This window comes from Shewanella sp. YQ_9 (genome assembly GCF_043103185.1).
Lineage (GTDB): Bacteria > Pseudomonadota > Gammaproteobacteria > Enterobacterales > Shewanellaceae > Shewanella > Shewanella algae.
Map to the genome: position 1 here is coordinate 86,860 of NZ_JBICJO010000020.1, position 20,232 is coordinate 107,091.

Annotated in this window: 16 protein-coding genes and 1 pseudogene; 5 read left to right on the top strand and 12 right to left on the bottom strand. The window is 53.7% G+C overall.

The window, feature by feature from the left end; all coding sequences use genetic code 11:
• Window positions 1–4 precede the first annotated feature (4 nt).
• Window positions 5–430, bottom strand: a complete 426-nt coding sequence (locus ACF8D4_RS05950) for an SgcJ/EcaC family oxidoreductase (protein ID WP_096142427.1) — start codon at window positions 428–430, stop codon at window positions 5–7.
• A 443-nt stretch (window positions 431–873) separates the two neighbouring features.
• Between ACF8D4_RS05950 and ACF8D4_RS05955 the strand changes: the two genes are divergently transcribed.
• Together ACF8D4_RS05955 and ACF8D4_RS05960 are read left to right on the top strand one after the other, a co-directional pair.
• The gene (locus ACF8D4_RS05955) at window positions 874–1,431 is read left to right on the top strand and encodes a lysophospholipid acyltransferase family protein (RefSeq protein WP_025010597.1); all 558 of its coding nucleotides are present in this window, start codon (window positions 874–876) and stop codon (window positions 1,429–1,431) included.
• Between the two features lie 64 nt (window positions 1,432–1,495).
• On the top strand, window positions 1,496–2,116 hold the full coding sequence (locus ACF8D4_RS05960; RefSeq protein WP_045283906.1) for a LysE family translocator: 621 nt from the start codon (window positions 1,496–1,498) through the stop codon (window positions 2,114–2,116).
• A 30-nt stretch (window positions 2,117–2,146) separates the two neighbouring features.
• Here the strand turns inward: ACF8D4_RS05960 and ACF8D4_RS05965 are convergent, their stop codons facing one another.
• Together ACF8D4_RS05965 and ACF8D4_RS05970 are read right to left on the bottom strand one after the other, a co-directional pair.
• The gene (locus ACF8D4_RS05965) at window positions 2,147–3,427 is read right to left on the bottom strand and encodes a mechanosensitive ion channel family protein (protein ID WP_025889546.1); all 1,281 of its coding nucleotides are present in this window, start codon (window positions 3,425–3,427) and stop codon (window positions 2,147–2,149) included.
• A 129-nt stretch (window positions 3,428–3,556) separates the two neighbouring features.
• On the bottom strand, window positions 3,557–3,991 hold the full coding sequence (locus ACF8D4_RS05970; RefSeq protein ID WP_054745069.1) for a hypothetical protein: 435 nt from the start codon (window positions 3,989–3,991) through the stop codon (window positions 3,557–3,559).
• A gap of 511 nt (window positions 3,992–4,502) precedes the next feature.
• Between ACF8D4_RS05970 and ACF8D4_RS05975 the strand changes: the two genes are divergently transcribed.
• Window positions 4,503–5,177 (top strand): DUF3157 family protein, encoded by a 675-nt coding sequence (locus ACF8D4_RS05975; protein WP_392468523.1) that lies wholly within the window; start codon window positions 4,503–4,505, stop codon window positions 5,175–5,177.
• A gap of 124 nt (window positions 5,178–5,301) precedes the next feature.
• Here the strand turns inward: ACF8D4_RS05975 and hutH are convergent, their stop codons facing one another.
• Genes hutH through hutC form a run of 3 tightly spaced genes read right to left on the bottom strand, consistent with a single transcriptional unit; the run spans window position 5,302 to window position 9,283 of the window.
• Window positions 5,302–6,843, bottom strand: a complete 1,542-nt coding sequence (hutH, locus tag ACF8D4_RS05980) for a histidine ammonia-lyase (RefSeq protein WP_101060176.1) — start codon at window positions 6,841–6,843, stop codon at window positions 5,302–5,304.
• Window positions 6,843–8,513, bottom strand: coding sequence for a urocanate hydratase (hutU, locus tag ACF8D4_RS05985; protein ID WP_208161788.1), 1,671 nt, complete (start codon window positions 8,511–8,513; stop codon window positions 6,843–6,845). The genes hutH and hutU overlap by 1 nt, the downstream gene beginning before the upstream one ends.
• A 47-nt stretch (window positions 8,514–8,560) precedes the next feature.
• Complete coding sequence (hutC, locus tag ACF8D4_RS05990; protein ID WP_144217772.1) at window positions 8,561–9,283, bottom strand: histidine utilization repressor; 723 nt, start codon at window positions 9,281–9,283, stop codon at window positions 8,561–8,563.
• 146 nt (window positions 9,284–9,429) lie between these two features.
• Here hutC and hutI point away from each other — a divergent pair, with 146 nt between their 5' ends.
• On the top strand, window positions 9,430–10,656 hold the full coding sequence (hutI, locus tag ACF8D4_RS05995; RefSeq protein ID WP_208160344.1) for an imidazolonepropionase: 1,227 nt from the start codon (window positions 9,430–9,432) through the stop codon (window positions 10,654–10,656).
• Between the two features lie 288 nt (window positions 10,657–10,944).
• Here hutI and ACF8D4_RS06000 read toward each other — a convergent pair whose 3' ends face one another.
• From ACF8D4_RS06000 to ACF8D4_RS06015, 4 genes and pseudogenes are all read right to left on the bottom strand, one after another.
• Window positions 10,945–11,709: a hypothetical protein gene (locus ACF8D4_RS06000; protein ID WP_107006002.1), complete on the bottom strand. Its 765-nt coding sequence runs from the start codon at window positions 11,707–11,709 to the stop codon at window positions 10,945–10,947.
• Between the two features lie 1,519 nt (window positions 11,710–13,228).
• Window positions 13,229–14,218: a transposase gene (locus ACF8D4_RS06005; RefSeq protein ID WP_392464780.1), complete on the bottom strand. Its 990-nt coding sequence runs from the start codon at window positions 14,216–14,218 to the stop codon at window positions 13,229–13,231.
• Window positions 14,219–14,305: 87 nt separating this feature from the next.
• Window positions 14,306–14,775 (bottom strand): annotated as a pseudogene (locus ACF8D4_RS06010) (IS110 family transposase); the annotation flags it as partial.
• 283 nt (window positions 14,776–15,058) lie between these two features.
• A complete protein-coding gene (locus ACF8D4_RS06015; RefSeq protein ID WP_392464782.1) occupies window positions 15,059–17,245 on the bottom strand; it encodes an OsmC domain/YcaO domain-containing protein in 2,187 nt (728 codons plus the stop codon).
• A gap of 389 nt (window positions 17,246–17,634) precedes the next feature.
• Here ACF8D4_RS06015 and hmpA point away from each other — a divergent pair, with 389 nt between their 5' ends.
• Window positions 17,635–18,825 carry an NO-inducible flavohemoprotein gene (gene hmpA, locus ACF8D4_RS06020; RefSeq protein WP_392464784.1) on the top strand — a complete coding sequence of 397 codons (1,191 nt, stop codon included), beginning with the start codon at window positions 17,635–17,637 and terminating at the stop codon, window positions 18,823–18,825.
• Between the two features lie 21 nt (window positions 18,826–18,846).
• On the opposite strand, the gene ACF8D4_RS06025 is transcribed toward hmpA, so the two are convergent.
• Both ACF8D4_RS06025 and ACF8D4_RS06030 read right to left on the bottom strand, forming a co-directional pair.
• Window positions 18,847–19,758, bottom strand: a complete 912-nt coding sequence (locus ACF8D4_RS06025) for a cation diffusion facilitator family transporter (protein WP_025010789.1) — start codon at window positions 19,756–19,758, stop codon at window positions 18,847–18,849.
• A 41-nt stretch (window positions 19,759–19,799) separates the two neighbouring features.
• Window positions 19,800–20,204, bottom strand: coding sequence for a hypothetical protein (locus ACF8D4_RS06030; protein ID WP_093981625.1), 405 nt, complete (start codon window positions 20,202–20,204; stop codon window positions 19,800–19,802).
• Between the last annotated feature and the right edge of the window lie 28 nt (window positions 20,205–20,232).

The window sequence follows — 20,232 nt, forward strand, 5'->3', positions numbered from 1 at the left end:
CAAGTCATGATGAGTGATCGTGAGTGATTACCCAGTGGTCGTCTTTCTTCTCCAGCAACAGGGTAAAGACCCCGGATGGACTATCCTTTTGTCTTAGCAGTACCCAACGACCGGCCACCAAGGCGGAATAGTTACTCAACATCTGCACATCCTTGAGCTCCAGCTTGAGCTGGCCCATAGTCGCACGATCCGGATAGCTGCGCTTATAGGCGGCCAGCATCTTGTCCCAGCCATATCTGAACTCGCCTTTGGAGACAAATCTCAGCTTGGGATCGTGCCAGTAGCCCAACATATAGGCATTGATGTCGCCTTGATTCCAGGCTTGTTGCTGACGATTGAGCAACTCGGTAATTTCATCTGTCGGTACCGCTTTGGCCGGGGCGATCGCAAGCAGCAGTACAGACAGGAGCCCAAAGATTAATTTTTTCATACTCCCTCCTTTGCACCTCCCTGAACAAGACCCGGAAACTGTGTCGCCACAATCACTGGGCTTCTATGTATGATACTAACCTATCTGTTTGGGAAGTGCTTCTTGCAAAGGACCAGGGCCATTTGCTGCGAACCATGCCTTGCATCCAGTCCTGTAAGCCGACGCAGAGCACATATGAGATTCGTTCGCATCTTACCTTGTACGATAGGGACAGATCTGGGTAAATCATCGTCTTGGTATGATGTGGACGGCCAGGCTGTGTTCAGGAAGAAGAACCCAGGCTTGCACAAACGGGATAATGCTGAAATCATGTTTTCCCTCGGCCACTGCTTAAGTGAAGGTTTATGTTAAGTCAATGAAAGTCTTCGCCAAGCACAGGACTGACGTCTCCCTGACCACTTTTGGACTATACCTTTAATCAACCCAAGGTTTGGCATCTCTCTATGTTTAAAAAAATCTGCCAATGGCTGCTTTCTCTGTTCGGCTGGCAAATTCGCGGACAACTGCCCGACTCCCCGCAGTATCTGGTGATAGTGGCCCCCCACACCAGTAACTGGGATTTTATTCTCGGTGTGCTCGCCCGTGGGGCTCTGGCGGTCAAGATCCACTTTCTCGGCAAGCATCAACTCTTCATTCCTCCCTGGGGCTGGTTTTTCAGAGCCATAGGCGGCAGCCCGGTAGACAGACGCAAGAACAACAATCTGGTCGATGCGGTCAGCGAGTTGTATCGTCAGGATCCCAACTTCAAGCTGGCGCTTGCTCCGGAAGGCACCCGCAGCCCGGTGAAGCGTTGGAAGACAGGCTTCTACCATATCGCCTCCAAGGCAGGGGTACCGATTGTGGCCGTGGGGTTGGACTTCAGCCAGAAGGCGGTAGTGATCAATCAGCCTTTGATACCGAGTGCGGACATGCAGCAAGACATGGATCAGCTTATCGCCTTCTACCGCGGTATTCGCGGCCGCTTCCCCAAGGCGATTCCGGACTATTCAGCGGACAAGTGAGTCTTGTCCGGCAGGCGTCACGGGACTATAGTGACGCTTACCCGGAAACTTTGTATACAAAATTATGGATCACCAGACCTTCCTGCTGTACCTGTTTGCGATCTTACTGATAGCCATCTCCCCCGGCCCGATCGCCATGTTATCTATCTCTCACGGGATCCATTTTGGTAAACGCCGCAGTCTGGCCACGGCCTTGGGGAGTGTCACAGCAGCCTTGCTGTTGATGCTGGCTTCCATCGCTGGACTGAGCGCCCTGCTGCATGCCAGCGAATACGGCTTTACCCTGCTCAAATGGTGCGGTGCCGCTTACCTTATGTATCTGGGGATTAAACTGCTGCTCACCAAGCCCCATGCGGCCGAGCAAAGTGTCGGCCCCAAGGGACATGGCCATCCTCTCAGTCTGTTTCGACAGGCGTTTCTGGTGGGGATCAGCAATCCCAAGGATCTGCTGTTTTTCGCCGCCCTGTTTCCACAGTTTATCGACGTAAGCGCACCCCAGGGACCTCAGTTGGCAGTATTGGCTTCCACCTGGGCCTTGGTAGACTTCAGCTTTGTGATGATTTACGCCTCTATGGCCAGTGTGCTGGCCTCATGGCTTAAGCGCAGCCAACGGCTGCATTGGTTGGATCGCGTCAGTGGCGGGGTGTTTGTCACCCTCGCCACTGTATTGGCCGTTAAAGATTAAGGAAGGGCTTTAGGGAAGGTGTAAATAAGCCTACGTGGGTTTATTTGCACCGGCTCCATTATCTTTTAAGCTGCGAATATCATTGCCGGTTGGGCCCTGGAAGGCACGCAGATCGAATTGTGGCAAGATGGCAAAGATATGATCGAAGATATCTGACTGAATATCTTCATAATATGCCCAGCGGGTATCATTGGTGAAGATATATAACTCGATCGGCAGACCTTCGGTGGTGGGTGCCAACTGCCGCACCATCAGGGTCATCTCCTTATGCACCTTGTCGTGGTGCTTGAGATACTCCAGCAGGTAGGCTCTGAAGGTTCCCACATTGGTCAGCCTGCGGCCATTGACCGGCATTTCGATATCCGACACCTTGGCATTACATTCAGTGATCTCATGGATCTTTTTCGGCAGATACTCTTTCAACAGGTTAATCTTCTCCAGCTTCTTCCTGTCCTCTTCGGTCAGAAAACGTATGCTGTTGATATCTATGTTGACCGAGCGCTTGATTCGGCGGCCGCCGGACTCAGACATACCACGCCAGTTACGGAAGGCGTCTGATACCAGCGCATAGGCCGGGATCATTGTGATGGTCTTGTCCCAGTTGCGAACCTTGACCGTTGTCAGCGACACCTCTTCCACCGCGCCATCGGCGCCGTATTTATCCATCTGGATCCAGTCGCCGGTGCTGACCATGCGGTTAGCCGCCAGCTGAATACCGGCAACAAACCCCAAAATGGTGTCCTTGAACACCAACATCACCAAACCTGTGGCGACACCCAAGCCGCTGAGGAAGTAGACAGGAGACTGGTTGGCGAGCACAGAGATGGAAATAATGATGGCAACGAAGAACAGGAACAGCTTTATCAACTGCACAAAGCTCTTCACCGGTAGACGACGGCTAATCAGCTTAACGTCCGCCACCTCGTTGACCGCATCCAATGCCGAATAGGCAGCGCGGATCAGCAAGACGACCAGCCAGACACTCAGCAGCCTGTCGACCAGACTGGCCAGCAGTTTATGGTCTGTCAGTGCTATGGGGATCAGCAGGTTGAGCACCAGGGCCGGCACCAGCATGGCCAGCTTTTCCAACACTCTGTGGCGCATAAAGATGTCGTCCCAGGTGACCTTGGAACGTTGAATCACCAGGTTCATCGCCCGCACCACACCGCGACGAACAATGAAATAAGCCAGTCCCGCCAACAACAGGCAGGCAAGCACCATGAGCGAAGTGGACAAACCGTCGGCTGGCTGGCTATCGATACCCAGCTGCGATAACCAGTGTGACAGTTCGAATCTCAAGTCTTTGTCCAAGTTATCCAAAATTAACCTCTCAGAGAAAAATCACTCATCCCGACTCAAACCTGAGTCAGGTTGCAGAGTAACATACAGGTGTTAACTTTGGCTGAACAGTCGATCCCGTCCGCACAGGAAAACGTGCGCTCAATCACCTTTTAGGGCGAGCACCACTTCAGCACCCAATGGCTGCTGGAAGTGCTCCAGGTGATCTATGGGAAGCCCGGAAATCAATAACTCTCTGTGATTGTGCCAGTCGAGCTTCAACTCATCGTGGCGACCAGATACCACCAGCAAACTCGGAAAATGCTCACCCGACTCAAGATCAGTCAAGTCCAGATGGCTCTGCCAATGTCCGTGCCCGTGCAGGCTGCAGTTGGAGAAACTGATGTCGGCCTGCCAATCTTTATCCGGCGACCAACTACTCAGCAGTATCGATTCCTGACAGTGCTCGCTATGGTCAGGTAGTGTGCCCACCCAACCTGCCACATGGAACAGACTCCAAGAGGCCAGCAACAGGTAAAAGCATCCCCCGCCAAATTGCAGAGCCTTCGACAACCAGGCCTTGGTATTCGACGGCATACCCTCTCCAAACTATCAAATAGACTAAGAGCGGGATCATATAGGGGGGTATGCTGTAAGTAAACGCTGACCAAAGAGTTACAAACTTGGCGATTGTTTCATTGAATGGTTTAATTCGCCACAAAGCCGGGTGGATGTGTCATAGGACTCTCTACCGCAGCCAAAGCATAAAAGATCATAATGCCCTTACCCTTCAGGCATACCCAGAGCCAAAGTCGCCGACAAGAAAATTCTGACACCCTTTGCAGCCAAGGCTGACACATTAGCGAGCAACAACCTCACCTCATTGCTAAGGACTGGGTCATTTGCTGCGAACCAAGCCTGGTATCCAACCCGGTAAGCCAACGCAGAGCACACATGGGACTTATTCGCACCTTCCCCAAGCACAGGCACTTGAACATACAGTCCCAGCTTACTGTATGCCAAGCAACCAAGTTTGTGTTTTTCGTCATTGCCAGCCCAGGTTAGCCCGGTTATTGTTGACGCAGGATTCAGCCGAGCGAATTTTTTCATGTCGAAACAAAATCTTTTCAAACCCAGCTTTGCCGTCAGCGCCCTGGCACTGGTACTGAGCTCAAGCTTTGCCATCGCCGAGCCGGCCCAGGTGGCCGAAGTCACTCTGGAAAATGGTGCCAGAGTCATACTCAAAGATGACTTCACCTGGGAGTATGTGCTCACGGAGGCGGTGATCAGCGCCGCCGAACCCGAAACGACCACTGAAGAAGTGGTTGCCGAGATGCCGAATACGGCCGCCCATACCACAGCGGCTGCAGTGGAAATGGCCACCAAGCCAGATCCAAGCAAAACCGCCGTGGTCGAACAGTTGACCCAGAGCGCCATGACCACTCCCGGACTGCTCGGCAAGACAGCCAGAGAAGGGATCAGCGTTTCGCTGCAGCAAGTGCAGTGGAAAGGCGACAAACTGGGCCTGACCTTCGAGCTTGACAGCAACAGCAGTGAAGATATGGTCGAAGTCCTGATCAGTGCCAGCTTCTATAACGATCAGGGCCGCAAGATGAAAGAAGAGGAGCTGCAGGTCTGGCGTGCCATCAAACGTATGCCGGAAACCTATCTGCGCAAGGGCCAGCAGCGGCAATCCTCGGTGATCTGGGTTGAAGGAGTAGATAAAAACCAGTGGCAAAAGCAGCTGCTGAATCTGAAGATCACAGAATTGGATACCTGGTAACGCCGGGTATATTGTCTTTTTTCAATAAACAAAGAGCGCCAAATGGCGCTCTTTGTGTTTCTTATACGGACTCTTTTACCGTCAGATGCCAAAGGGCCTGCTGACCCTTTCAACTATTCCCGGCTCAGAGGCTGCTTGGCAGCAGTTCCTTTGGCAGATAGGCGTTATAGCGCCCACTAGCCAGCAGCTCAGTAGCCTTGGTGATATCCGGACCGAAGTACCTGTCCTTGTCATAGAAGGTAACCCGCTCGCGCAGTTCAGCCTTGGCCTTGGCTACCGCCGGGCTTGGCTGCAGCGGTGCCCGGAAATCCAGCCCTTGGGCCGCAGCCAGCAGTTCCACTGCCAGTACTCCGCGGGTGTTTTCCGCCATATCCTTGAGCCTGCGGGCGGCAAAGGTCGCCATGGAAACATGATCTTCCTGGTTGGCCGAGGTCGGCAAGCTGTCGACAGAGGCCGGATGAGCAAAGGTCTTGTTTTCACTGGCCAGTGCCGCGGCTGTCACCTGGGCAATCATAAAGCCCGAGTTAACCCCACCGTTTTCCACCAAGAATGGCGGCAGCTTGGAAAGATTGGAATCGATCAGCAGCGCAATGCGGCGCTCACTGATGGCCCCCAGCTCGGCAATGGCCAGCGCCAGATTATCCGCCGCCATGGCCACGGGTTCGGCATGGAAGTTACCGCCTGAGATGATCTCGCCGGTATCTTCAAACACCAGCGGGTTATCTGTCACGCCGTTGGCTTCAATTTCCAGCACTTCGGCCGCCTGACGGATCTGCGTCAGGCAAGCCCCCATCACCTGTGGCTGACAGCGCAGGGAGTAAGGGTCCTGCACCTTTTCACAATTGGCGTGTGACTCGGCAATCTCGGAGCCGCTCCCCAGCAGATGACGGAATACTGCCGCCGAGTCTATCTGGCCCTTTTGACCGCGCACCGCATGAATTCTCGGGTCGAACGGGCTGCGACTGCCCATGGCCGCCTCGACACTCATGGCGCCGACCACAGAGCCGGCGGCAAACAGGTCCTCGGCGTGGAACAAGCCTTCCAGTGCCAACGCCGTCGATGCCTGGGTGCCGTTGAGCAGGGCCAGGCCCTCTTTGGCAGCCAATTCAATCGGTTTCAGACCGGCGATACTCAAGCCCTCGATGGCGGGCATGATGCGCCCCTGATAACGCACTTCGCCCTCGCCTATGATCGGCAGACACATGTGCGACAGCGGCGCCAAGTCGCCCGAGGCGCCCACTGAACCCTTCTCGGGAACACAAGGGTAGACACCGGCATTGACCAGGGCGATCAGGAAGTTGATCACCTCGAGACGGATCCCGGAAAAACCGCGGGACAGTGAGTTGATCTTCAACACCATCATCAGCCGCACGGTTTCATCGCGCATCAATTGGCCGGTACCGGCGGCGTGGGACAACACGATAGAGCGCTGCAGCAGTTCCAGGTCCGCCGGGGCAATCTTGGTGTTGGCCAACAGGCCAAAGCCGGTGTTGATGCCGTAAACCGTTCGGCCCTCATCCAATACTTTTTGCACCACGGCGGCGCTGCTGTTGATAGCTGCCAGCGATTCCGGATGCAATTGCAGCTGGGTTGGCGCGCGGCTGATGCTGCGCAGTTCAGACAGTGTCAGGCTTCCCGGTGTCAGAGTGATTTGAGTGGTCATCATCAGTCCTCCAACATAGGCAGATCCAGGCCCTGCTCTTTGGCACAGCGCTTGGCAATCTCATAGCCGGCATCGGCATGACGCATCACGCCCGTGGCCGGATCGTTCCACAATACCCGGGATACCCGCTTGGCAGCGGCATCGCTGCCGTCACAGAGGATCACTACCCCAGAGTGCTGACTGAAGCCCATGCCGACACCCCCACCATGGTGCAGCGACACCCAGGTGGCGCCACCGGCGGTATTGAGCAGCGCATTGAGCAGCGGCCAGTCGGAGACGGCATCCGAGCCATCGAGCATGGATTCGGTTTCCCGGTTGGGACTGGCCACAGAGCCGGAATCCAGATGATCCCTGCCTATGACCACAGGCGCCGACAGCTCGCCGTTTTTCACCATTTCGTTGAAGGCCAGCGCCAGACGGGCGCGATCTTTGAGGCCAACCCAGCAGATACGGGCCGGCAGCCCCTGGAAGGCGATACGTTCACGAGCCATATCCAGCCAGTTGTGCAGGTGTGGGTCGTCCGGGATCAGCTCTTTCACCTTCTGATCTGTCTTGTAGATATCCTCAGGGTCACCACTGAGCGCCGCCCAGCGGAACGGGCCAATGCCTTCACAGAACAGCGGCCTGATATAGGCGGGAACAAAACCGGGGAAATCGAAGGCGTTAGCCACTCCTTCGTCAAACGCCATCTGGCGGATGTTATTGCCATAGTCCAGGGTCGCGGCGCCACGGCTTTGCAGCGCCAACATGGCCTGAACCTGCACCGCCATGGAAGCCTTGGCGGCCTTGACCACAGCGGCCTCGTCTTTGAGGCGTATCTCCTTGGCCTGCTCCAGCGTCCAGCCCTGAGGCAGATAGCCATTCAGCGGATCGTGCGCCGAAGTTTGGTCTGTCACCACATCCGGAGTAATGCCGCGCTCAACCAGCTCACTGAAGATATCGGCGGCATTGCCCAGCAAACCGACGGAAACCGGCTTGCCCTCGACCTTGGCGGCTTCCAGCATCGCCAGTGCTTCGTCCAGGCTGTGGGCCTTCTTGTCCAGATAACGGGTACGCAGACGAAAATCGATACGGGTCTCGTCTACTTCACAGGCCAGCACAGAGAAACCGGCCATGGTACCGGCCAGAGGCTGGGCACCGCCCATACCGCCCAGGCCACCGGTCAGGATCCAGCGGCCCTTGGCTTCACCGTCGAAATGCTGCTTGGCCACGGCTACAAAGGTTTCGTAGGTACCCTGGACTATGCCTTGGGTGCCTATATAGATCCAGGAGCCGGCGGTCATCTGGCCGTACATAGCCAACCCTTGCTTGTCCAACTCGTTGAAGTGTTCCCAGTTGGCCCAGTGGGGTACCAGGTTGGAGTTGGCGATCAGCACCCTGGGGGCATCACTGTGGGTCTTGAATACTCCCACCGGCTTGCCGGATTGCACAAGCAAGGTTTCATCCTCTTCCAGACGCTTGAGCACCTCGACGATTTTGTCGAAACACTGCCAATCGCGGGCGGCGCGGCCTATGCCGCCGTAAACCACCAGATCCTCGGGGCGCTCGGCCACATCCGGATGCAGGTTGTTCATCAGCATTCTGAGCGGCGCCTCGGTCTGCCAGCTCTTACAGTTCAGAGTGGTGCCGGTCGGCGCAATGATTTTGCGCGCCGGATCATATCTCTTATCCATAAACTTCCATTCCTCTGTTGCTTGTCTTGTGGTTTATTTTGTTGTTTTTATTTAGGTTTATTTTCGCCTCTGAAGGTCAAATGCCCTCCGAGACGGAAGCGGCTGCCGGGATGGATCAGCCTGGCAAAACTCACCACCCCCTGGCGTGACCAGGTGCGGCGCAGTATCTGTAAACAGGGCTCGCTGGCGGGAATCGCCAAGCGGGCGCGTATCTGTTCATTGGCGACTATCGCCTCTATGGTGTGGCGTGCTTCGGTCAAAGGCGCCACCTGCGACAGATATTCATGAGGGGTCTGCAAATTGAAATCCTGCTGCAGATAGTCGGGGATCAACTGAGGGTTTACGAAGCGCTCCTCGAGCTGTAGCGGCAGCCCCTCTTCACAATGCACCAGCACCGAGTAAAACACCCGGCTGCCGGTCTCCAGCCCCAGGGCGATGGCGATAGGCGCCAGGGCCTCTATGGCGGTCAGCTCCAGCACCTGCACGCTGTAACCATGGCCGCGGGCCTTGATCTCATCGGCGATATTACGGATAGACAACATGGATGACTGCGACTTGAACTCGGCCACAAAGGTACCCAGCCCCTGACTGCGCTCCAGCACGCCGTTGTCCACCAGCTCGGTCAAGGCCCTTCTGGCCGTCATCCGGCTGCACTCAAACAGCTCTGCCAGTTGGTTTTCGGAAGGCACCCTGGAGTGCTCCACCCATTCGCCTGACTCAATGCGGTCTGAGATGTACTGTTTAATGCGGGCGAACTTGGCTGTGCTCATCGAATCGACTCTGTGTTGGTTTCAATCTGCTGAAAAACTCGGCTATAATCCTAGCTTGTATATACAAGTAAATACAAGTTAGCTCACAAAATCACGGCGGTTGCCGCCACCGCGGCCGGCTTTAAGGCAAACAACAAGGAGCAAGCATGTCCTGGGATCAGGTTTGGATAGATATCAATATTGCCACTATGGACCCTTCTGTATCAGAGGCTTATGGCGCCATCACCGACGCAGCCCTGGCAGTCAAAGATGGCAAAATAGCCTGGATTGGCAAGCGCAGCGAACTGCCTGCCTTCGACGTGCTGGCAACTCCGGTTTACAAAGGCAAAGGCGGCTGGCTGACGCCCGGGTTGATAGATGCCCATACCCATCTGGTGTTTGCCGGTAACCGCGCCAACGAGTTCGAGCTGCGTCTCAAAGGCGCCAGCTATGAAGAAATCGCCCGTGCCGGTGGCGGCATTATCAGCACGGTTAAGGCCTGCCGTGAGGCCAGCGAGGCCGAACTGTTCGACGAGGCTCGCCGCCGCCTCAACGCCCTGGCCAAAGAAGGGGTTACTACGGTGGAGATAAAATCGGGCTACGGGCTGGAAACCGCCACCGAACTCAAGTTGCTCAGGGTCGCCCGCGAGCTGGGCAAACACCACCATGTGGATGTGGTCACCACCTTCCTGGGCGCCCACGCCTTCCCACCAGAATATCAAGGCCGGGAGCAGGAATATGTGCAACTGGTGATCGAGGAGATGCTGCCTCAGGTATTGGCGGAAGATCTCGCCGATGCCGTGGATGTGTTTTGTGAAAATATCGCCTTCGACCTGCAGCAAACAGAAGCCATTCTTAGCGCCGCCAAGGCCAAAGGGCTGGATATCAAGTTGCACGCCGAGCAGCTCTCCAACATGGGCGGCTCAATACTGGCCGCCCGTCTGGGGGCCAAGTCTGTGGATCATATCGAGTATCTGGATGAAGCCGGGGTCAAGGCCTTGGCCGAGAGCGGCACCTGCGCCACCTTGTTGCCAGGCGCCTTTTACTTCCTGCGGGAAACCCAGCTGCCACCGATAGCCTTGCTGCGCCAATATCAGGTGCCCATGGTGCTGGCCAGCGACTTCAACCCGGGGACTTCCCCCATCTGCTCAACTCTGTTGATGCTCAACCTGGGCTGCACCCTGTTCCGCCTGACGCCGGAAGAGGCCTTGGCCGGTGTCACCCGCAACGCCGCCCGCGCTCTGGGTCGCGAACAGCGCATAGGCATGCTGCGCCAGGGAATGGATGCCGACTTCTGCCTGTGGCGGATCTCAACCCCAGCGGAACTCGCCTACAGCTACGGCGTGAATCCATTGGTGGATGTCATCAAGGGGGGCAAACTTATCCATCAATAAGTTTGGCAATTGATTGGATGGCAGGTCACCGACCTGCTGTCGGCTTGCGCACCGACATCCCAGCGCCAGAGAATAGCTGACAGATTGTCCTAAATTGGTTTTGCCCCATTTTCACTTAGAGCAAATACTCATGCACATTCTAGTAATACGATTTTACCTTACCAAAAGTTATCTGAATTCAGCACATCTAGAAATTATGTATCACTGAACAGTCCAACCTCTCAATACGTTAATTAACCTATTGAATTAATAGATAAATTATTGAATTACGTGAGAATGAAATATGCATTATCTCCTGTTGTTCTCCATAAAGTACAACGATGGTTCCCTAACAAGAATAGAGTCTTCACTTTCAACCGAATATGTCTTGTAGTTCAAACTGCTGCTACCAATCACCCAGTACCTATGCAGTCGTTCTGACAAATCACGACGAATAGAGTTAGCTAAGAAGCCTTTGTCCTCTACTTTAGAAATCAAACTAGTGCTTTGCAGAAATCCGATAGCGCCATCAATAGCATCCAGACTTACGCCAGTCTTTTGGGCTATAGTTCCCCGACTAAGATCGACGTAAGTTCTACTATTGCTTCGACTAGCAAGTATGTACAAAAAGCATTTTAGAGCATCACGTTCGTGGGAATACCTATTGAGAAAAGCTTTCATCGCTGGGATTTCTTCCTCATTTCTAACAAGTGCTCTTTTTGGAAGCTTGCACCATCCTCGGTAGACTCCTTGAGTAAAAGTATATGTTTTTGTTCGAACACCAGCGGATGATAACAACCCTGTTATATGTAACTTCTTTAAGCCTCTAGACACCAAAGAACGGCTCAGTGAACACATATCTGTAAGCTGATCATATGTTGCCCTGATTTCCAAAACATCATCCACCGAGCTACCACTCGAACGGTTAACTTGCTTGGCAAGAAGACACAGTACAATGAACAACTTCAAAGCAGCGATATCATCACTAACACTCCTACCACCACTAAAGGACTCTCTTAGTATTCCCTCTGCAATCCATTTCGAGGGCATTTTAGACCAGAGCATTAAAGTCATTTCATTACCGCCATAAAGTCATTGATGAACGAGATCAAGTCACTACCTAATAAGGCTAACACTAGAATGAGGATGGTTATCTGAGGTTGTATTTTAGCGACCCTCTCCAAACTACTTAAAAACAGCTCTAACATCACTACCTCCTGAAAACCTTCAAATACGTAGAACATGAGTACTTTTTACATGAAGCATTGCTGTCTTTAAATATGTCTTCGCAAAATCTTTCTAGAGAATAGAAAAGAGAAAACACCCTTAAACAACTGATAAAAAACAGGTATTTAAAACTAAAAACTCTCCCATTAGTACATGGCAATACCCTATTAGTTCATGGAGAAGTATAACACCACCATATCTGTAGACACGCGCCTCAAGGTAGCCCATTCTGCGTAGAGAAGGTATTGCCATACCTCAATTCGTCCGATAACTACTAATTTAGCAAATACTGTAACTCGGAATTGTCCAGAAGTGTGCTGCACGGGCGCCGAGTGAGGTGTACGATCAATGAATCAGTAGATTTAAACCTTACAGAATGGCACTGACTTCCCCTTAGGTGTCGCTAATAGGCTTTGACCGAGCTTCCGGCCACGATGCAGCCCATCACCTGCGGTGGGCTCTCGCACAGGCGATCCTGTGACACGCGACAAGTACGTCCGTGTAAGCTCTGCCTCGCCATCCCTGGCTCGGAAGGTCACAGTTCCGCCTGTGCCTGGAATTAGGCATATGTCTGCAGGTATATAAGCAATATCAAGCAGCACTGTTGTGGAAGAATTGCACCAATTCCCCCTTCGGAGCCGCCGCAGGCGTTGTTGCAAATTGGCGTAGCCGAGACAGGGATGTCGAGGCTCGAAGGTCGAGCACGGATGCGAGTCCTGAGTGCAGCCAATTTGCTTCATAAGCCAGCGGGGATTTCGGCTACGTCGGGGGTCGCTGGGGGTTTGAAAAGGGGGCTAGTCGATACAGCCCCCTTTTCTCGGGTGTGGGGCGAAGCTCCACGACTTTATGCCGCTGGCACAGCGGTTATTATGGCTCTAAACCAAGTGGCAACTTTGGCAACAATCCGGGGTGTCCTTGGGGATACAAGAGACTTTGAACAAGCAAAGCCCCTTTTGAGTTACTCCGCTGTCGTTGGATCGATTGAACGTCTCACTTCATTGACCGCATTGATAGGAAAACCGCCCCTTTCGGAGTCAGCATACAGGACATCCTAAACACTTTCTGAGCCGCGAGGAGCACGTTGCAGGGGTCAGTCTCTGATAAATAACGACGGATTTTTGGAAATGAGCCTTTGTGAGACGAGTAATCTGCGTGCTTCATACCAAAGCAGACAGGACATCCAAAACACTTTCTGAACTGCAAGGAAGCTCGTTGCAGGGGTCAGTCTCTGATAAATAACGACGGATTTTTGGAAATGAGGCTATCTAAGACGAGTAATCTGCATGCTTCATGCAAAAACTGCGGTTGCCAGGCATGCCTGCGGCAGGCTTAAGCCTGTTGCTGCAATATCACCAACGGTTTAAGGTTAATGGGGATGTATTGCTTGGCTTTGTTGCTTACCCCGGCACCATTTACCACCATATTTGGCCTTCATGGCACACATTGCATCCCATCGGCCACTCATGCCACTGTACTGACGGCGAAACTCCTTGGCGGAAGTTATCCAGGAATCGTCGCTGATACCAAGCTCAAACAGCAGTTTGGGTCTGGAACAGGCAATAAAGCCACGCTTGTCTTCCCGCACCGCGCGACCTGTCCAATCAATCAGTTCCAGATAGTCGGCAAAGTGAAACGGAATGCCGCTTTGTTCGGCGGCAGTGGCTGCACCATCAAATTGCAGCAGAGGCTTAAGTGAAGTGTTGGCAGTTGCTGGCTCAGCAACTTCTTCTATGCGCTCCTGAATGGATGTGTAATCAGAAGTTTGCAGCGAATCTGCAATACCGGCGCGAATGGGATTTAAATCCACATACATCATGCAGGCCAGTAGCGCCTGTTCATCGAGCAACGCCTGCGACTTAAAGCGCCCTTCCCAGAATACGCCCTTGCAGCCATCTTCTCGATTGGCCTTGCGGGCGATATCTTCATTTAAACAGCGCATAAACCAACTGATACTGCCAAGGCGTTCCTGCCAATCGCTAATCAGCGTATCCAACAGTATTCGCTCACCTTCTGAGAGACTATCGCCCTTGAGGAACTTTGCCGCCACAGGATTGCCCCTAAAGAGCCCTGTCCAACGCTCAACGACTTCAAATGGTGACAACGATTGTTGCGCAGCAAGGTCGATTTTGAGCACCAAATGGTAGTGATTACTCATAACCGCATAAGCGCAAACGTCGATGCAGAATATTGACGACAACTGCCTGATTTTATCCACTATCCAGCCACGCCTATGTTCGTAACTGCGCCCCGATAGTGCATCTTCACCACACAAAAATGCCCTTCTAACGCAACGGTTAATCACGTGGTAAAAGGGCGTACTTTCAGCGTCTATCAACTGGCGACGGGCAGTGGTCATAACCAACCTCGACTGAGCTTTGATGGGTATTTCAAAGCCTAGTCAAGGCTGGGCGAAACATCAAAAAGATATGGCTGTCCTGTCTTTTATCCCATATTCGGCCAACATGCCTCGAACCTGATTCACCAAGGCGGTGGTTTGCTGTGTGAGTCGCTCACGAACCCTGTGCAACATCTGCACATCTTGTTGTTCGATAGATTTGGCGGGCACGAAGCGCATGTTTGGTCGCTGAGCCGCCTCCGCTATGGCAAGGGCATCGTTGTAGTCATTTTTATTTCCCTGCCGATAGGGAATGACATATTGAGGAGGGATCAACTTAACCTGATGACCAAGGGCAGTAATTTCCCTGTTCCAATAGTGAGCGCCACCACAGGCTTAAATCGCGACCAGGCAAGGTTCCAACTTAGCGAAAAAACCGAGCACTTCTTTTCGTTTAAGCATTTTCTTGCGCACCAGCTTACCTGCTTTGTTGACCGCAACAGCTTACCTGCTTTGTTGACCGCAACAGCGTGGAACACCAACTTTGCGATATCCAAACCGATGGTTGTAATCTTCATAGTGGACCCATCCTCTTTCCAGATGACTTTCAACAACTTCATCGTGGCCCATTGCAAGGCCGGTTAAAAGGGGATGGGTCCATTCCATTATCCATGGGCGCTCGACGAAAACGTCCCTGTTTTCGACGGTCACAGTCCCGCCTGTGCCTGGAATTAGGCGTATATCTGCAGCTGAATACGACACTTTGGGGTGAGGAATTGCACCGACTCCCCCTCGGTGTCGCCGAAAGCCGTTGTTGCAAATAAGGATTATCAAGGGGCAAACACGCCCCTTGAACTTAGACTACTTCTTGGCGGCCAGCTTAGCCCTTGCAGCATGCAGCTTCTTGTAGCTTTCGATCAGCCGCTGGTGTTTTTCCAGGCCTTCGAGCTGCATATTGGTTGGGGTCAGGCCGTAGAAGCGCACTGTGCCATTGACCGACCCTATGGCGGCATCCAGGGTTTCCTGGCCGAACATGCGCCCTAAGTTGTAACGGTAATCGTCCAGCTCGAGTTCATCGTCCAGGCTGATCTCCAACACCGCCTGCAGGCATTGATAGAAGAGGCCACGAGCGACGGTATTGTTGTTGTACTGCAGGAAGGTTTCGGTCAGCTCCAGCGCTTCTTCCAGCTCACCTATGGCTAGACAGATCAGCAGTCTGAGTTCGAGTATCGTCAGTTGGCCCCAGACGGTGTTTTCATCAAACTCTATGCCTATCAGGGTGATGATATCCGTGTAGATATCCAATTGGCTGTCTTCGAGGCGCTCGGACAGGCTTTGCAGTTGGCTGTCGCTGAGGCGATGCAGGTTAAGAATATCTTCGCGGTAGTCCAGCGCCTTGTTGGTGTTGTCCCAAATCAGATCCGATACCGGATACACCTCGGAGAAGTCTGGCACCAGGATCCGGCAGGCATTGCCTATCTCGGTAAACTCGGCGATGTAGACCTCTTTGCCCATCTCTTCAAGAATCCCGAACAGGCTCTGACTCTCTTCGGCGTTGCTGCCGGAGAAGTCCCATTCGACAAACTCATAGTCCGGCTTGCTACTGAAGAAGCGCCAGGAGATCACCCCGCTGGAATCGATAAAGTGCTCTACAAAGTTCTCCGGCTCCTGCACCGCCATGCTGTTGAAAGTAGGCTTTTGCACATCGTTGAGCCCCTCGAAACTGCGGCCCTGCAGCAGTTCGGTGAGGCTGCGCTCCAACGCCACCTCAAAACTGGGGTGGGCGCCGAAGGAGGCAAACACGCCGCCGGTGCGGGGGTTCATCAGGGTCACACACATGACGGGGAACTGGCCACCAAGGGAGGCATCCTTGATCACCAGCGGAAAACCCTGGGCTTCCAGCGCCTCTATGCCGGCCACTATCGAAGGATACTTGGCCAGCACGGCTTTCGGCACCTCAGGCAGAACCAGCTCCTCTTCTATGATGCGGCGTTTCACCGCCCGCTCGAAAATCTCGGACAGACACTGCACCTTGGCCTCATCCAGGTTGTTACCTGCGCTCATGCCGTTACTGAGATACAGGTTTTCAATCAGGTTGGAGGGGAAATACACAGTCTCGCCATCGGACTGACGCACATAAGGAATGGCGCAGATGCCGCGCTCGACATTGCCCGAGTTGGTGTCGATAAGGTTGGAGCCGCAGAGCTCACCATCCGGGTTGTAGATTTCCAGGCAATAGTCATCGAGGATCCCGGGCGGTAGCTCATCGTTGGGGCCGGGCTGGAACCACTTCTCATTGGGATAATGAACAAATTCGGCGTTGGCGATCTCGGGGCCGAAATACTGGTCGTTGTAGAAAAAGTTGCAGCTGAGACGCTCGATAAACTCGCCCAGAGCCGAGCAGAGCGCGCTCTCTTTGGTTGCGCCCTTGCCGTTGGTAAAACACTTGGGCGAAGCGGCGTCACGGATATGCAGCGACCAAACGTTGGGCACCAGGTTACGCCAGGAGGAGATCTCTATCTTCATCCCCAGTTCGGCCAAGGTGTTGGTCATGTTGGCTATGGTCTGCTCCAGCGGCAGATCCTTACCCAGAATAAAGGTGCTGTGGCTATCATCCGGCTTAAGCATCAGCATCGCCTGGGCGTCCTGATCCAGGTTATTCACGGTTTCCAACTGGAACTCGGGGCCGGTCTGAACCACTTTCTTCACAGTGCAGCGGTCGATGGAACGCAATATGCCTTCACGGTCTTTGTCAGAGATGGTGTCCGGCAGTTCCACCTGAATCTTGAAGATCTGGTTATAACGGTTTTCCGGGTCGACTATGTTGTTTTGCGACAGGCGAATGCCTTCGGTAGGAATATCGCGGGCGACACAGTACACCTTCACAAAATAGGCGGCGCACAGCGCTGATGAAGCCAGAAAGTAGTCGAACGGGCTCGGTGCCGAGCCATCGCCCTTGTAGCGGATTGGCTGGTCGGCAATGACACTGAAGTCATCAAACTTGGCTTCGAGTCTGAGGTTGTCGAGAAAATTTACTTTGATTTCCATTGGATAGTTCCGAGTTCCGGCGGGGTTTCCCGCTCTCCCGATGACACTCGCCGCAGCGGTAAAACCGGCGACCGGCTGTGATCTGGGTCAAATTGAGCAAAATTGGGGGAATTATCCGCTTTTTAGCGGCAAAAGTCATTGTTGGCCACTGAAGGCAACTTGGCACCGGAAGCAGAAAAGCGAACCAAAGAAGCGAACCAAAGAAACGAACAAGCCAGAATCAGGGTCCAGATACGATAAAACATAGATATACATCACGCACACGAGTGTTTTTGCGAACCATACTAAATGCCTGACAGATCCAGTCAGGATTTTTATTGATCCAAATCAAATGCATGTTTATTTTATCGCGGAACATATAACTTAAATGAATCTTTGAGGTTGTCTTTATGTTGGATCAACACACTATCCAAGTGGTCAAGAGTACTATTCCCCTGCTGGTTGCCGCCGGCCCAGAGCTGACCAAACACTTCTATCAGCGCATGTTCCACCACAATCCTGAATTGAAAGATGTGTTCAACCTGGCTCATCAGCATAAGGGCGATCAGCCTGTAGCCTTGTTCAATGCCGTCGCCGCCTATGCCCAACATATCGACAACCTGGCCGTTCTCGGTGAAGCCGTGGAAAGAATTGCCCAGAAACACACAGGCTTTCTGATCAAACCCGAGCAATACGCCATAGTCGGCAAGCATCTGCTTGCCACCCTGGAAGAACTCGGCGGCGATGCCGTCACGCCAGAGGTGCTGGATGCCTGGGAGAAGGCTTATGGGGTGTTGGCCAATATCTTTATTGGCCGCGAAGCACAGATTTATGCCGATGCCGCTGGCAAACAAGGGGGTTGGAGCGGCACCCGCACCTTTGTTGTCAGCAACAAACGCCGCGAGTCTGCCGCCATTACCTCCTTCGAACTCACGCCCAAGGATGGCGGCCCTGTGGTCGATTTTAAGCCGGGGCAATACCTGAACCTAAAACTCAGCCATCCGGCGCTGGCCCATACCGAGATCCGCCAATACTCATTGTCGGATGCCCCCAACGGCCGCAACTATCGCATCAGCATTAAACGTGAAAACGAAGGATTGGTTTCCAACCTGCTGCATAATGAATTCGATATCAGCAGTGAGCTTGAGCTAATCCCGCCGGCGGGGGATTTTTTCCTGAATACTGAGCCTGACACCCGGGTTGTACTGCTATCTGCCGGAGTTGGCCTGACGCCTATGCTGAGCATGTTAAACAGCCGCCTGCAGCAAGACTGCGCCGAGACACTATGGCTGCATGCCTGTGAAAATGGCGCCCAGCACGCTTTTGCCGAAGATATACGCCGCAAACAGGCCGAGCAGACAAATCTCAAGGCGCTGACCTGGTATCGCCAGCCGCTTGAGACTGATATTCAGGGACAGGATTATGACCTGAATGGCACCATGGTGCTGGAACCGATAGCGGCCATGCTGCCATCCGAGGGCCAATTCTACTGCTGTGGCCCCATAGGCTTTATGCAGAGCATCAAGGCGCAGTTGCTGGCCCTGGGTATTGGGGAAACGCAGATCCACTATGAAGTGTTCGGCCCCCATCAAGGGCTCTGATGCAGCCACACGGGCGCCGCTTCAGGCGCCCTGTTGCAGTAAGCCTTCTTCTTCGGGCTGCTCTTCCAGCGGCTCCACATGGATAAACACCGCCGCATGGGGGATGGCAGCCATCAAGGCCTGCTCGATACGGTCACAAATGGCATGGGAATGGCCAACACTCATCTCCTTGGGCAAGGTCAGGTGGAAGTCGATATGACGCCGTCTGCCCGCCTGACGGCCACGCAAGTCGTGAAAGCCGCCTTCATTGGGACAGTGGTGCGCGATTATCTCGGCGGCCTGGTTCAGCTCCTCTTCGCTGATGCTGTGATCCAACAGCGGCTTGAAGGCCTGATCCAACATGCTTATCGCTTCTTTGAGAATAAACAGCGCCACCCCTATGGCTACTATGGGATCCAGCAGCGCCAGATTATGGCCAAAATAGCCACCCACCCAGATGAGCAGCAGCCCCACGGCTACCCCGAGCGAGGTGAGCACATCGGCCTTAAGGTGCAGGGCATCGGCCTCAAGCGCCACCGATTGCTCTTCCCTGGCCACCCGGTAGAGATAGGCACTGACGCCTGTGTTAACCAGCGCCGACAACAGCATCACCAATACCCCCCAGCCCAGGCCTTCCACCTCTGAGGGGCTGAGCAACTTGCCGACAGCCTCGAAAATAATCCAGCCGGCCGCCGCCAAAATCAACAGCGCCTCAATAACCCCGGAAACATTCTCTATCTTGTCGTGGCCGTAGGGATGATCCCAGTCAGGCGGCACATCGGCGCGGCGCACGGCAAACAGGGCGATCAAGGCCGCCACCAAATCCATGGCGGAGTGAATCGCTTCTGAAATGATACTGACCGAGCCACTGACAATACCCGCCGCCACCTTCATGATGATCAGCGAAATATTGGAGCAGACCGAGACCATGGCGGCTCTGGCTTTTCTGGACATCTATTGTTCTCCCTTAATACGGCTTGGGACTTGGACTATCGTCAGTCAAGGGTGATTACCTGGGCTCGTGCGCCCTCGCCCCGGTCAATCAACAGCAAAATCAGGCCAAACAAAACTTGTGTCGGCAATAGCAACACTAGCCAACTGCTCCACAGCAGGCTGTCGTCGACCCGAATCACAAACTTGAGTTGCAACGCCAGCAAAGCAAGCAGCCAGAGCGCAAAACAACGAAAACGGCAAAAGAAGCTGCCAAGGCTCATGAGCCACAGCAACCAAATAGGCTCCGGCCACCAAGCGGCCCCCTCTGGAGTCAATTGCCCGGGCAGTTCGGCGCCGCTGAAATAGAGTTTACCGACCACGGCCGTGTCGCCTATCTCGGCGGCCAGGGTAAAACTCGTGGCCAACCAAGCCATTAGCAGCAACAAACGTGCAGATGAAAAACGCATGCGGGCCCAACCAACAAACCAAAGGGCC

Bases quoted from the DNA above. Each gene is read 5' to 3' on its own strand.
- ACF8D4_RS05950 (WP_096142427.1), bottom strand. From the start codon at position 430: ATGAAAAAATTAATCTTTGGGCTCCTGTCTGTACTGCTGCTTGCGATC.
- ACF8D4_RS05955 (WP_025010597.1), top strand. From the start codon at position 874: ATGTTTAAAAAAATCTGCCAATGGCTGCTTTCTCTGTTCGGCTGGCAA.
- ACF8D4_RS05960 (WP_045283906.1), top strand. From the start codon at position 1,496: ATGGATCACCAGACCTTCCTGCTGTACCTGTTTGCGATCTTACTGATA.
- ACF8D4_RS05970 (WP_054745069.1), bottom strand. From the start codon at position 3,991: ATGCCGTCGAATACCAAGGCCTGGTTGTCGAAGGCTCTGCAATTTGGC.
- ACF8D4_RS05975 (WP_392468523.1), top strand. From the start codon at position 4,503: ATGTCGAAACAAAATCTTTTCAAACCCAGCTTTGCCGTCAGCGCCCTG.
- hutH (WP_101060176.1), bottom strand. From the start codon at position 6,843: ATGATGACCACTCAAATCACTCTGACACCGGGAAGCCTGACACTGTCT.
- hutU (WP_208161788.1), bottom strand. From the start codon at position 8,513: ATGGATAAGAGATATGATCCGGCGCGCAAAATCATTGCGCCGACCGGC.
- hutC (WP_144217772.1), bottom strand. From the start codon at position 9,283: ATGAGCACAGCCAAGTTCGCCCGCATTAAACAGTACATCTCAGACCGC.
- hutI (WP_208160344.1), top strand. From the start codon at position 9,430: ATGTCCTGGGATCAGGTTTGGATAGATATCAATATTGCCACTATGGAC.
- ACF8D4_RS06000 (WP_107006002.1), bottom strand. From the start codon at position 11,709: ATGACTTTAATGCTCTGGTCTAAAATGCCCTCGAAATGGATTGCAGAG.
- ACF8D4_RS06005 (WP_392464780.1), bottom strand. From the start codon at position 14,218: ATGACCACTGCCCGTCGCCAGTTGATAGACGCTGAAAGTACGCCCTTT.
- ACF8D4_RS06015 (WP_392464782.1), bottom strand. From the start codon at position 17,245: ATGGAAATCAAAGTAAATTTTCTCGACAACCTCAGACTCGAAGCCAAG.
- hmpA (WP_392464784.1), top strand. From the start codon at position 17,635: ATGTTGGATCAACACACTATCCAAGTGGTCAAGAGTACTATTCCCCTG.
- ACF8D4_RS06025 (WP_025010789.1), bottom strand. From the start codon at position 19,758: ATGTCCAGAAAAGCCAGAGCCGCCATGGTCTCGGTCTGCTCCAATATT.
- ACF8D4_RS06030 (WP_093981625.1), bottom strand. From the start codon at position 20,204: ATGCGTTTTTCATCTGCACGTTTGTTGCTGCTAATGGCTTGGTTGGCC.